Origin of the sequence: Ottowia cancrivicina (assembly GCF_029813755.1) — a bacterium.
GTDB classification, from domain to species: domain Bacteria; phylum Pseudomonadota; class Gammaproteobacteria; order Burkholderiales; family Burkholderiaceae_C; genus Ottowia; species Ottowia massiliensis.
In genome coordinates, this window is record NZ_JARVII010000025.1 from 23,216 (window position 1) to 35,037 (window position 11,822).

The window sequence follows — 11,822 nt, forward strand, 5'->3', positions numbered from 1 at the left end:
GTTGAAGAAAACTTTGCAGATGCCTCTAAAAAAATTAGACAAATTTTGGATCAAATGCAAAATCAAAGAACTGAAGAAAAATCAAAAGATGTTTGTGATATTAGAAAATATATAGATGGTATAGAGGTGGAAAAGTGGCATATTGGAAAGCATGCAAAAAAACTATTGGATGCTTTGGTTTCTAGGCACCCTGATGTTAAAGTGCTTTTTTCACATGCGCAATCATTGAAGAGTTACCTTCGCGACTATGAGCGAAATGACAACTCTGTCCCAAAAATATTAAAACTATTTGATATTTATTTTTTTTGGGAAAAGGTGGATTTGGAAAAGCTGATCTCTCAAGCAGAGTTGGATCTGGTGGCCAAGATAGCAATGTACCCGGATGTATTAAAAGAAGCTGCGGACGAGTTTGCTCCTCATAATATTGCGTTTTATTTGAGAGATCTTGCTGCAAGTTACCATAGTTATTATGCAGCTGATCGTGTTCTTGTCGAAGATAAAAGCATAAAAATAGCAAGGCTTGCATTATTGAGGGCAACATTGCAAGTGTTAAAAAACGGCCTGCAACTGCTGGGCGTATCCGCCCCGGAGCGCATGTGATGCACGCCAAACCCGCCTTCTTCGCCCCCTCGCCTTCGCTCTCGCGCCAGCTTGGCGGCACGCTGCTGGGCCTGATTCTGGGCATCGTCATCGGCCTGGGCATCGCCCTGGGCGTGGCCCTTTACATGGCCAAAGTGCCCGTGCCCTTCATCCACAAAGCCTCCTCGCGCAGCACCGAACAAGACGCCGCCGAAGCCGAACGCAACCGCGACTGGGACCCCAACACGCCCCTGCACAGCCGCTCGGCAGGCGGCGCTGTCACGCCCATGCCAGCCGCGCGCTCCGGCAACAACGCGCCTTCGCGCCCCGTGCCCGCGCCAGCGGAAGTCAGCCGCCCGGCCACGCAGGCGGCGCCTGCGCCCACCCAGGCGCAGCAAACCACTTCGTCCGACCCGCTGGGCGACTTCATCGCCGCACGCACCGCGCGGCAAAGCCAGCAGCGAGCCGGGCAAGAGCAGACCGTGGCTTCCGCCTCGCCCATCATGGCGGGCGAGCCTTTCATCTACTTCGTGCAGGCAGGCGCCTTCCGCGACCAGGACGAGGCCGAAGCCCAGCGCGCGCGCCTCACGCTGGCAGGCATACAGGCGCGCGTGACCAGCCACGAGCAGGCGGGCCGCACGGTTTACCGCGTGCGCATCGGCCCCTTCCAGAAGAAAGACGAAGCCGACAGCGCCAAGGAGCGCGTGGTCAGCAGCGGCTTTGACGCCGCGCTGGTGCGCGTGCAGCGGTAAGCGCCTGCCTGTGCCGCTCCTGATACAGAAGCGAATTCAGGCCCCCGAAAAATACGTTTGTCGCTTATTTGACGGGGAGACCATGCTATTGATACAGAAGCAAAGATACCGGCGCATCTTCACTAGAAAAGCGGCCTGTCCCTACGGCCGTCCTGCATGCCGGGAACTTGCCGCCCGCTCCTGCTTCTCAGCCCCCCTTTCAACCCGCCCAAAAAAGGAAAAACAGACCATGAAACGCCGTGATTTCGCGCTCACTGCCGCAGCTGCCGCCACGCTGGCCGCGCTGCCCGCCGCCTTCGCGCAAGGCCAGCCCTTCACGCCCAAGGAAGGCGAGAACTACCTCGTCGTCAATCCCGCCGCTCCGGTGGATACGTCCGCTGGCAAAGTGGAAGTCGTCGAATTCTTCTCCTACGGCTGCCCCCACTGCCGCGACTTCGAGCCGATATTCGAAAAATGGGCCGCCGCCCAGCCGCAAGATGTGGTGGTGCGCCGCATGCATGTGGGCTTTTCCAACGCCTTTGAGCCGCTGCAGCGCATCTTCTTCGCGCTGGAAGCCATGGGCCTGAATGAAAAAGTCCACACCGAAGTCTTCAACGCCATCCTCAACGAGAAAAAGCGCCTGAACACGCTGGAAGAGGTGCAGCCCTGGATGACCGAGCGCGGCGTGGATGGCGCCAAATTCGCCGCCGCCTACAAATCCTTTGGCGTGGCCAGCAAGATCAGGCGCGCCATCGAGCTGCAAGACGCCTACCACGTGGAGGCCACCCCCAGTTTCGGCATCGCCGGGCGCTACTACATGGACCCCGGCATGACCAATGGCTTTGACGGCATGCTGAAAACAGCCGACGCGCTCATTGCCAAGCTGCGCAAATCCGGCGGCCAGTAAGAGCCTGCGAGCTGCCCGCCTGCGGCTTGCGGCAGCCGCTGCGGGATGATGAAAAAAAGGAGCGAATCAAGAGGGCCGAAATGGTCTTTTGCGCAGTATCCACTAGGACATCTTGCTCCCAATACAGGAGCAAAAACAAGGCTGTGCGCCCCGCTCCTTGAACAGGCTCGCGACGCCGCTTCAGCATTCGCCTCGGCGGTTTTTGGGCCTCTGCCGCAAGCGGGCGCGGCCAGGCAATCCTTGAGGGCGCGGCCCCTACAATTTGTGTCAGCCCTCAACCCGCTCCTTCATTCCTGCTTTCATGCCGCGCCTGTCTGTTTTTTCTTCTCCCTTTTCGCGCCTGGCCCCGCTGGCGTTTGCCGCCTTGCTGGCTTGCGCGGGCGCGCAGGCTGAAAAGGCCGATCGTGACCAGCCCATGAACATCGAGGCCGACGCCTTGCGGCATGAAGAAAAAAGCCAGATCAGCACCTTCACCGGCCATGTCGTGCTCACCAAGGGCAGCATCCTCATGCGCGGCGCGCGCCTGCAAGTGCAGCAGGCCGGCGATGGCCAGCAAAGCGGCACGCTCACGGCGGAAAAAGGAGAGCGCGCGTTCTTTCGCCAAAAGCGCGACGGCGCAGATGAATACATTGAAGGCGAAGCCGAAACCATTGAATACGACAGCCGCGCCGATACCGTGCGGCTTCAGGGCCGTGCGCGCATGCGCCGCCTCGAAGGCGCGAAGCTGGCCGATGAAGTGACGGGCGCGCGCATCACCTACAACAGCGTTTCGGGCGTTTACACCGTCGATGGCGCGCCGCAAGGCAAGGCTGGCAAGGGCGAGCGCATACGCGCCACGCTCGGCCCCCGGGGCGCTGGCGCCCAGCCCGCCCAGCCCGCCGCGCTGCGCGGCAGCTCCAGCCTGTCCAAAAAGCCGTGAGCGAGTCTGCTTCCAACCTCACGGCGCCCGCGCCCGCCAGCTCGCTGCAAGTGCGCAACCTGCGCAAGCACTACGGCGCGCGCCGCGTGGTGCAAGACGTGTCGCTCACCGTCAAAAGCGGCGAGGTGGTCGGCCTGCTCGGCCCCAACGGCGCGGGCAAGACCACGTCGTTTTACATGATCGTCGGCCTGCTGCGCGCCGACGCGGGCAGCATCACCATTGATGGCCGCGCCATCGAAAAAATGCCCATTCACCAGCGCTCGCGCCTGGGCCTGTCTTATTTGCCGCAAGAAGCGTCCATCTTCCGGCGGCTGACGGTGGCCGAAAACGTGCGCGCCGTGCTGGAGCTGCAACGCGGGCCAGACGGCCGCCCGCTGCCCGCGCCTGAAATCGAGCGCCGCCTGGACGAGCTGCTGAAGCAGCTTTCTGTTTCCGAACTGCGCGATACCCCCGCGCCGGCGCTTTCGGGCGGCGAGCGGCGGCGCGTGGAAATCGCGCGGGCGCTGGCCACGCAGCCGCGCTTCATCCTGCTGGACGAGCCTTTTGCGGGCATCGACCCGATTGCCGTCATTGAAATCCAGCGCATCGTCACCTTCCTGAAAGAGCAAGGCATCGGCGTGCTGATTACCGACCACAGCGTGCGCGAAACGCTGGGCATTTGCGACCACGCCGTCATCATCAGCGAAGGCCGCGTGCTGGCCGCCGGCACGCCCGCCGAAATCGTCGCCAACCCCGACGTGCGCCGCATCTACCTGGGCGAGCACTTCCACCTCTGAAGGCCGCAAGCCAAGTGAGCACCGGCCTGTCACTGCGCGTCTCGCAGAACCTTGCCCTCACGCCCCAGTTGCAACAAGCCATCCGCCTGCTGCAACTGTCCACCGTCGATCTGGAGCGTGAAGTGCAAACCATGCTCGACGAAAACCCCTTTCTGGAGCGTGCCGACGACGCCGCCCCGCGCGAAGAATTCGGCCTGGCGCGCGCCGATGCCCCCGTGAGCGAAGGCGACCGCAGCAGCGAGGCGGCCGCCAGCAGCGACGGCGGAAACGACGGCGAAGGCAGTGACAGCGAAACCGCCGCCCCCGACGACTGGGACGGCGACGGCAGCAGCGACCTGGCCCCTGACGACGGCGAATGGGGCGGCGAAGCCCCCGCCCGCCAGCCGGGCGACGACACGCTCGACCCCGCCGAACGCGCCAGCCTGCAAGAAAGCCTGACCGAACACCTGCACCGCCAGGCGCTGGCCCTGCGCCTGGCGCCCGAAGACATGGCTGCGCTGCGCTTTCTCATCGAATCCGTCGATGACGACGGCTACCTGCCAGACTCCCTGGCCCAGCTGGCCGCCACCCTCATGGACGACGACGACGGCGTGGAAGAAATGCAGGAACTCGTGCACCGCTTCACCCTGGCCCTGAAGCTGCTGCAATCGCTGGAACCCACGGGCGTGGGCGCGCGCAACCTGCCCGAATGCCTGGCCCTGCAACTGAAAGAACGCCTGGGCGCGTCAGACCCGAGCGATCCCGGGCGGGCGGCCATCGAAAACGCGCTGAAGCTCTGCACCCGCCACGGCGCGCTGGAGCTGCTGGCCCGCCGCGACACGCGCCGCCTGGCCGCGCAACTGGGCATCAGCGAAGACGAGCTGCGCGCCGCCCAGGCCGTCATCGCCCGGCTCGAACCCAAGCCGGGCCGGCGCTTTGCCAATGCAGAGCGCGAAATCATCGTGCCCGATGTCATCGTCACCGCCAGCGGCAGCGGCCCCACGCAGAAATTTCACGTACGCCTCAACCACGACCTCATCCCGCGCCTGCGCGTGCACGACGCCTACGCCAGCGCCCTGCGCGGCAGCAAAAACGCCGATCTGGGCCAGCGCCTGCAAGAAGCGCGCTGGTTCGTGCGCAACGTGCAGCAGCGCTTTGACACCATCTTGCGCGTGGCCGAACTCATCGTCGAGCGCCAGCGCGGCTTTTTCGTGTATGGCCCCATCGCCATGCGCCCCATGCTCCAGAAAGACATCGCTGAAGCGCTGGGCGTGAACGAATCCACCATCAGCCGCGTCACCACCGCCAAATACATGGCCACGCCGCAAGGCACCTTCGAGCTGAAGCACTTTTTCAGCTCGTCGCTGGGCACCGAAGCGGGCGGCAGCGCCTCTTCCATCGCCGTGCGCGCGCTCATCAAGCAATTCATCAAAAACGAAAACCCCGCCCAGCCCCTGCCCGATGGCCAGATTGCCGATTTGCTGAAAGAGCAAGGCATCGACTGCGCCCGCCGCACCGTCGCCAAATACCGCGAGGAAATGCACATTCCCGCCGCGCCCCAGCGCAGGCACAAGGGCTGAAAGCTTGCTGGAGCCTGCTGGCAAACAGGCCCCCAGGGCCTGCGCCATGAGCCAGACCGGGCGCAACGATGGCCAAAAGCCACGCTCTCCGGCTGGCGCCATCTGCCAAGCCGCCTTGAAAAGAAGGAGCAAATTCAAGGGGGCCGAAAAGCTGCCTGGCGCAATTTCTACTAGGACCCAATGCTATTGTTTGAGGAGCTGATCTGACTGCTTCAGCGGCTATTCCACCGTGACGCTTTTGGCGAGGTTGCGGGGCTTGTCCACGTCGGTGCCGCGCGCCACGGCGGTGTGGTAGGAGAGCAGTTGCAGCGGCACGGCGTGCAAGATGGGCGAGAGCAGGCCGTAGTGCTCGGGCATGCGGATGACGTGCAGGCCCTCGCCGCTTTCGATGCGCGTGCCGGCATCGGCCAGCACGTAGAGCACGCCGCCGCGCGCGCGCACTTCCTGGAGGTTGCTTTTGAGCTTTTCGAGCAGCGCGTCGTTGGGGGCGACGGTGACGACGGGCATGGCGCTGGTCACGAGCGCGAGCGGGCCGTGCTTGAGTTCGCCAGCGGCATAGGCTTCGGCGTGGATGTAGCTGATTTCCTTGAGCTTGAGCGCGCCTTCTTGCGCGATGGGGTAGTGCAGGCCACGGCCCAGGAAGAGGGCGTTTTCCTTGCTGGCGAACTGGCTGGCCCAGGAGATGATTTGCGGCTCCAGCGCGAGCACGGCTTGCAAGGCGGCGGGCAGGTGGCGCAAGGCCTTGAGGTGGGCGGCTTCGTCGGCGGCTGACAGGCGCGCGCGCGTTTTGGCCAGGGTGAGCGCAAGCAGAAACAGCCCCACAAGCTGGGTGGTGAAGGCTTTGGTGGAGGCCACGCCGATTTCAACGCCCGCGCGGGTGAGCAAGGCCAGGCGGCATTCGCGCGCCAGGGCGCTGGCGGCGACGTTGCAGATGGCGAGGGTGTGCGCCATGCCCAGGCTTTGGGCGTGGCGCAGGGCAGCCAGGGTGTCGGCGGTTTCGCCGCTTTGGCTGACGGTGACCACGAGCGTGCGCGCATCGGGCACGGACTGGCGGTAGCGGTATTCGCTGGCGATTTCCACGCTGCAGGGCAGGGCGGCAAGGGCTTCGATCCAGTCGCGCGCCACGCAGCCGGCGTAGTAGCTGGTGCCGCAGGCGAGGATGAGCACGCGCTCGATTTGTGCGAAGGCACCGGCGGCGCCGCTTTGGCTGCTGGCACCGGTTTTGTCGAACAGGGCAGGGGTGACGGCCTGCACGCCTTCGAGCGTGTCGGCAATGGCGCGGGGCTGCTCGAAGATTTCTTTTTGCATGTAATGGCGATACGGCCCCAGTTCGACCGCGCCGCCGCTGGCCGGCACGGTTTGCACGGGGCGGCTGGCGGCGTCCAGGCGGCGGCCCCGGGCGTCGGCAATCCAGTATTTGCCGGGCTGCACGTCGGCGATGTCGCCTTCTTCCAGGTAGATGATTTGGTCGCTCACGCCCGCCAGCGCCAGGGCGTCGCTGGCCAGCCAGGTTTCGCCGTGGGCTGTGAGGCCCAGCACCAGCGGCGAGCCAGCGCGTGCGCCAATCAGGCGATGGGGTTCATCGCGGTGCAGCACGGCGATGGAGTAGCTGCCGCGCAGGTGGGCGCAGGCGGCCTGCACGGCTTCAAACAGATCGCCCTCGTAGAGGCTGTCGATGAGGTGGACGATGACTTCGGTGTCGGTCTGGCTGGCGAAGCGGTAGCCCCGGGCCTGAAGGCGCGCGCGCAGCTCTTCATGGTTTTCGATGATGCCGTTGTGCACCAGCGTGACGCGGCCCTGGGCGTCATCGCCTGTTTGCGCGAGCGGCCCCATGCTGAAGTGCGGATGGGCGTTGTCAATGGCGGGTGCGCCGTGTGTGGCCCAGCGCGTGTGCGCGATGCCGGTGCAGCCGTGCAGGTTTTCGGCCTGCGCCTGGCGGGCCAGATCGGCCACGCGCGCAATGCCGCGCACCCGCGCCAGCCCGCGCCCGGTATGCACGGCCACGCCGCAGGAGTCGTACCCCCGGTATTCCAGCCGCTGCAAGCCCTGTATCAGCAAGCCCACGATGTTGCGCGAAGAAACCGCGCCTACGATGCCGCACATGTTTTTCTATCCTCTTGAACGGGTGATGCGAAGGGGCGATGCTAGGCTCTATGAGATGAAATGTGCTGTTGAAAAATCATGTTTTAAGAATTCAAATTTCATTTTGGAGTAAACACGAAATCTGATTTCGTGAAAATATCTTTTATGGAAGAAACGGAACTGGATGCGGTGGACTGGGCTTTGCTGGATGCCTTGCAGCAGGATGCGGCTTTGAGCAATCAGGCGCTGGCCGCGCGCGTGCATGTGTCGCCGCCCACGGCTTTGCGCCGCGTGCGGCGTTTGCATGAGCTGGGGCTGATTGAGCGGCAGGTGGCCGTTCTCAATGAAGACGCTGTGGCGCGGCGGCTGGGGCATGGGCTGAGCGTGATTGCCGAGGTGTCGCTGGACCGGCAGGGCAGCGAGTGGCTGGATGCCTTTGAGCGCCGCGCCGTGCAGGAAGCGGCCGTGCAGCAGTGCTGGCGCGTTTCGCCGGGGCCGGATTTCGTGCTGGTGCTGCGCGTGCGCGACATGTCCGGCTGGCATGCGCTGGCCCAGCGTTTGTTCACGCAGGATGCCAATGTGCGCAACGTGAAGACGTTTTTCGCCGTGCATCGCGGCAAGTTTGAAACGCGCCTGCCCCTTGACAAAGAGAAGGAGGCGGGCCGCTAAACAGGTCTGATTGCATTACAATCTGCCGCTTTTGCTTTTCTTGGAAGGACGCTTGACGGGCGTTCTTTCGTTTTTTCACGCTAGGGAAATATCCAATGCCAACCATCAATCAACTGGTGCGTCAGGGGCGGACGGTCGAGAAGATCAAGTCCAAAAGCCCCGCGATGCAAGACTGTCCGCAGCGCCGGGGCGTCTGCACCCGCGTTTACACCACAACGCCCAAGAAGCCGAATTCCGCCCTGCGCAAAGTCGCCAAAGTGCGCCTGACCAATGGTTTCGAGGTCATCTCCTACATCGGCGGCGAAGGCCATAACCTGCAAGAGCACTCGGTGGTGCTCGTGCGCGGCGGCCGCGTGAAGGACTTGCCGGGTGTGCGCTACCACATCGTGCGCGGCTCGCTCGACTTGCAAGGCGTGAAAGACCGCAAGCAGGCTCGTTCCAAGTACGGCGCCAAGCGTCCGAAGAAAGCCTGAGCGTCTTTTTCGCAGTGAGTGAATCAAAAAAGGTGTCTGAATCGGAAGGCTGACGGCCCGGATTCAGGCGTAGTGATCGAAGACAAAGATCGAGTAAGTGCAGGCCCCGGATGGACCTGCGAGGCAGCCAGGCCAAACATGACGCGCCCCGGCTGTCGGCTGAAGCAAATGAGGTGAAAACATGCCACGTCGTCGCGAAGTTCCCAAGCGTGAAATCCTGCCGGATCCCAAGTACGGCAATGTCGAGCTGTCCAAGTTCATGAACGTCATCATGGAAGGCGGCAAAAAAGCAGTGGCCGAGCGCATCATTTATGGTGCGCTGGAACACATGGAAAAGAAAAGCGGCAAAGACCCGCTGGAGCTTTTTTCCACGGCCATCAACAACGTCAAGCCCGTGGTGGAAGTCAAGTCCCGCCGTGTGGGTGGCGCCAACTATCAGGTGCCCGTGGAAGTGCGCCCGGTGCGCCGTCTGGCGCTGTCGATGCGCTGGATCAAGGAAGCAGCCCGCAAGCGCGGCGAGAAATCCATGGCTTTGCGCCTTGCCAATGAACTGCTGGAAGCCAATGAAGGCCGTGGCGGCGCCATGAAAAAGCGCGATGAAGTGCACCGCATGGCCGAGGCCAACAAGGCATTCAGCCACTTCCGCTTTTGAGCATCAAGTCGTTCCCGTTTTAGTTGTTTGAAATGCGGCCCGCCACTGTGCGGGCCTGCATGTTTCAAGAAAGAGATTCATCATGGCTCGCAATACCCCCATCGAGCGCTATCGCAACATTGGCATTTCTGCGCACATTGACGCTGGCAAGACAACGACCACCGAACGCATCTTGTTTTACACAGGTGTGAATCACAAGCTGGGCGAGGTGCATGACGGCGCTGCCACCATGGACTGGATGGAGCAGGAGCAAGAGCGCGGCATCACGATTACTTCGGCGGCCACGACCTGCTTCTGGAAGGGCATGGACATGTCCTATCCGGCTCACCGCTTCAACATCATTGACACCCCGGGCCACGTGGACTTCACGATTGAGGTTGAACGTTCCATGCGCGTGCTGGACGGCGCCTGCATGGTGTATTGCGCTGTGGGCGGTGTGCAGCCGCAGTCTGAAACGGTTTGGCGTCAAGCCAACAAATACAAAGTGCCGCGTCTGGCTTTTGTGAACAAGATGGACCGCACGGGCGCCAATTTCTTCAAGGTGGTCGAGCAAATTCAAACGCGCCTGAAAGGCAATCCGGTGCCCATCGTCATCCCCATTGGGGCGGAAGAGAACTTCCAGGGCGTGGTGGATTTGCTCAAGATGAAAGCCATCATCTGGGATGAAGCCAGCCAGGGCATGAAGTTCGAATACAAGGACGTTCCGGCAGAACTTCTGGATACCGCCAAGGAGTGGCGCGAAAAGATGGTGGAGGCTGCGGCTGAAGCCAACGAGGAGCTGATGAACAAGTACCTGGAAGAGGGCGACTTGTCAGAAGATGAGATCAAGCAAGGCTTGCGTCAGCGCACGATTGCCACGGAAGTTCAGCCCATGCTTTGCGGCACGGCCTTCAAGAACAAAGGCGTGCAGCGCATGCTGGATGCGGTGATCGATTTTCTACCTTCGCCAGTGGATATTCCGCCGGTGGCTGGCACCGATGAGGATGAGCAGCCTGTAACCCGCAAGGCGGATGATGGCGAGAAGTTCTCTGCGCTGGCTTTCAAATTGATGACGGATCCTTTTGTGGGGCAGCTGACCTTCGTGCGCGTGTATTCAGGCGTTCTGAAGAAAGGCGACACGGTGCTCAATACCGTCAAAGGCAAGAAAGAACGTATCGGCCGTATCGTGCAGATGCACGCCAACAACCGCGAAGAAATCGAGGAAATCATTGCAGGCGATATTGCTGCCTGCGTGGGCTTGAAGGAAGTGACGACAGGCGAAACGTTGTCTGATCCATCGGCGCCTGTCATCCTGGAGCGCATGGTGTTCCCCGAGCCTGTGATTGCCCAGGCGGTGGAGCCCAAGTCCAAGGCTGACCAGGAGAAGATGGGCATCGCCTTGTCGCGCCTGGCTGCTGAAGATCCGTCGTTCCGTGTGCGCACGGATGAAGAGTCTGGTCAGACCATCATCGCCGGCATGGGCGAGCTGCACCTTGAAATCATCGTGGATCGCATGAAGCGCGAGTTCAATGTGGAAGCCAATGTGGGCAAGCCCCAGGTGGCTTACCGCGAGACTGTGCGCAAAGCAGTTTCCGATGTGGAAGGCAAGTTTGTGCGCCAATCAGGCGGCAAGGGCCAGTATGGTCACGTTGTGTTCCGCCTGGAGCCCAACGAGCCGGGCAAGGGCTTCGAGTTCATCGACGAAATCAAGGGCGGCGTCGTGCCGCGCGAATACATCCCTGCAGTGCAAAAGGGTGTGGAAGAAGCATTGACCAGCGGCGTGCTGGCGGGCTACCCCGTTGTTGACGTGAAGGTGGCGCTCACCTTCGGCTCATACCACGACGTGGACTCGTCTGAACAGGCGTTCAAGATGGCTGCCATCTTTGGTTTCAAGGAAGCGGCACGCAAAGCCAATCCTGTCATTCTGGAACCCATGATGGCGGTGGAAGTGGAAACGCCTGAAGAGTACGCTGGCACGGTTATGGGCGATCTTTCAAGCCGCCGTGGCATGGTTCAGGGTATGGACGATATGGTGGGCGGTGGCAAAGCCATCAAGGCGGAAGTTCCGCTCTCCGAAATGTTTGGCTATGCAACTTCGTTGCGCTCCATGACGCAAGGTCGCGCCAACTACACGATGGAATTCAAGCATTATGCAGAGGCGCCCAAGAATGTAGCCGACGCCATCATTGCGGCGCGCGCCAAATAAGCGTTTCTGGAAAGAACTGCCAGTGTTCGCGACAAGCGGGCTTGGCAGTGCTTTCATTTTGGCGAGCGAGGTGCTCGCCAGGTCTGCGATGTGGAGTCCGCATTGCGCCCGTGCGATGCGATCAATGGCATCCAGATGCAGACTTGAAACCAGTACGCGGGCATTGTTCATTCAATTCAGTAAAGGAAAGCCATCATGGCGAAAGAGAAATTCGAGCGGACGAAGCCGCACGTAAACGTAGGCACGATTGGTCACGTTGACCACGGCAAGACCACGCTGACGGCGGCGAT

Annotated in this window: 12 protein-coding genes; 11 read left to right on the plus strand and 1 reads right to left on the minus strand. The window is 61.7% G+C overall.

The window, feature by feature from the left end; translation table 11 throughout:
* The first annotated feature begins 54 nt into the window (after window positions 1-54).
* The 6 genes from QB898_RS13355 to rpoN all read left to right on the plus strand — a co-directional run bounded on the left by QB898_RS13355 (window position 55) and on the right by rpoN (window position 5,471).
* Entirely contained in the window at window positions 55-600 is a 546-nt protein-coding gene (locus tag QB898_RS13355; protein ID WP_346429809.1) for a DALR anticodon-binding domain-containing protein, read from the plus strand.
* The gene (locus QB898_RS10620; RefSeq protein WP_279524937.1) at window positions 600-1,331 is read left to right on the plus strand and encodes an SPOR domain-containing protein; all 732 of its coding nucleotides are present in this window, start codon (window positions 600-602) and stop codon (window positions 1,329-1,331) included. The genes QB898_RS13355 and QB898_RS10620 overlap by 1 nt, the downstream gene beginning before the upstream one ends.
* Window positions 1,332-1,560: 229 nt before the next feature.
* Complete coding sequence (locus QB898_RS10625; RefSeq protein ID WP_279524938.1) at window positions 1,561-2,217, plus strand: thiol:disulfide interchange protein DsbA/DsbL; 657 nt, start codon at window positions 1,561-1,563, stop codon at window positions 2,215-2,217.
* 301 nt (window positions 2,218-2,518) lie between these two features.
* Window positions 2,519-3,136 (plus strand): lipopolysaccharide transport periplasmic protein LptA, encoded by a 618-nt coding sequence (gene lptA, locus QB898_RS10630; RefSeq protein WP_279524939.1) that lies wholly within the window; start codon window positions 2,519-2,521, stop codon window positions 3,134-3,136.
* Window positions 3,133-3,912 (plus strand): LPS export ABC transporter ATP-binding protein, encoded by a 780-nt coding sequence (gene lptB / locus QB898_RS10635; RefSeq protein WP_050715138.1) that lies wholly within the window; start codon window positions 3,133-3,135, stop codon window positions 3,910-3,912. The genes lptA and lptB overlap by 4 nt, the downstream gene beginning before the upstream one ends.
* A gap of 14 nt (window positions 3,913-3,926) precedes the next feature.
* Window positions 3,927-5,471, plus strand: coding sequence for an RNA polymerase factor sigma-54 (rpoN, locus tag QB898_RS10640; RefSeq protein ID WP_279524940.1), 1,545 nt, complete (start codon window positions 3,927-3,929; stop codon window positions 5,469-5,471).
* A 219-nt stretch (window positions 5,472-5,690) separates the two neighbouring features.
* Here rpoN and glmS read toward each other — a convergent pair whose 3' ends face one another.
* Window positions 5,691-7,574 (minus strand): glutamine--fructose-6-phosphate transaminase (isomerizing), encoded by a 1,884-nt coding sequence (gene glmS / locus QB898_RS10645; protein ID WP_279524941.1) that lies wholly within the window; start codon window positions 7,572-7,574, stop codon window positions 5,691-5,693.
* Between the two features lie 144 nt (window positions 7,575-7,718).
* Here glmS and QB898_RS10650 point away from each other — a divergent pair, with 144 nt between their 5' ends.
* From QB898_RS10650 to QB898_RS10670, 5 genes are all read left to right on the plus strand, one after another.
* On the plus strand, window positions 7,719-8,222 hold the full coding sequence (locus QB898_RS10650; protein WP_279524943.1) for an Lrp/AsnC family transcriptional regulator: 504 nt from the start codon (window positions 7,719-7,721) through the stop codon (window positions 8,220-8,222).
* 95 nt (window positions 8,223-8,317) lie between these two features.
* Complete coding sequence (rpsL, locus tag QB898_RS10655; protein ID WP_050715134.1) at window positions 8,318-8,695, plus strand: 30S ribosomal protein S12; 378 nt, start codon at window positions 8,318-8,320, stop codon at window positions 8,693-8,695.
* 181 nt (window positions 8,696-8,876) lie between these two features.
* Window positions 8,877-9,347, plus strand: coding sequence for a 30S ribosomal protein S7 (rpsG, locus tag QB898_RS10660; RefSeq protein WP_050715133.1), 471 nt, complete (start codon window positions 8,877-8,879; stop codon window positions 9,345-9,347).
* A gap of 82 nt (window positions 9,348-9,429) precedes the next feature.
* Window positions 9,430-11,532 carry an elongation factor G gene (gene fusA / locus QB898_RS10665; RefSeq protein WP_279524942.1) on the plus strand — a complete coding sequence of 701 codons (2,103 nt, stop codon included), beginning with the start codon at window positions 9,430-9,432 and terminating at the stop codon, window positions 11,530-11,532.
* A gap of 195 nt (window positions 11,533-11,727) precedes the next feature.
* Window positions 11,728-11,822: GTP-binding protein (locus tag QB898_RS10670; RefSeq protein ID WP_018003793.1), on the plus strand; the 95-nt coding region annotated here is incomplete at its 3' end.

Excerpts from the sequence above, each read along its gene's own strand:
- QB898_RS13355 (WP_346429809.1), top strand. The coding sequence starts at position 55 with ATGCAAAATCAAAGAACTGAAGAAAAATCAAAAGATGTTTGTGATATT.
- QB898_RS10620 (WP_279524937.1), top strand. The coding sequence starts at position 600 with ATGCACGCCAAACCCGCCTTCTTCGCCCCCTCGCCTTCGCTCTCGCGC.
- QB898_RS10625 (WP_279524938.1), top strand. The coding sequence starts at position 1,561 with ATGAAACGCCGTGATTTCGCGCTCACTGCCGCAGCTGCCGCCACGCTG.
- lptA (WP_279524939.1), top strand. The coding sequence starts at position 2,519 with ATGCCGCGCCTGTCTGTTTTTTCTTCTCCCTTTTCGCGCCTGGCCCCG.
- glmS (WP_279524941.1), bottom strand. The coding sequence starts at position 7,574 with ATGTGCGGCATCGTAGGCGCGGTTTCTTCGCGCAACATCGTGGGCTTG.
- QB898_RS10650 (WP_279524943.1), top strand. The coding sequence starts at position 7,719 with ATGGAAGAAACGGAACTGGATGCGGTGGACTGGGCTTTGCTGGATGCC.
- rpsL (WP_050715134.1), top strand. The coding sequence starts at position 8,318 with ATGCCAACCATCAATCAACTGGTGCGTCAGGGGCGGACGGTCGAGAAG.
- rpsG (WP_050715133.1), top strand. The coding sequence starts at position 8,877 with ATGCCACGTCGTCGCGAAGTTCCCAAGCGTGAAATCCTGCCGGATCCC.
- fusA (WP_279524942.1), top strand. The coding sequence starts at position 9,430 with ATGGCTCGCAATACCCCCATCGAGCGCTATCGCAACATTGGCATTTCT.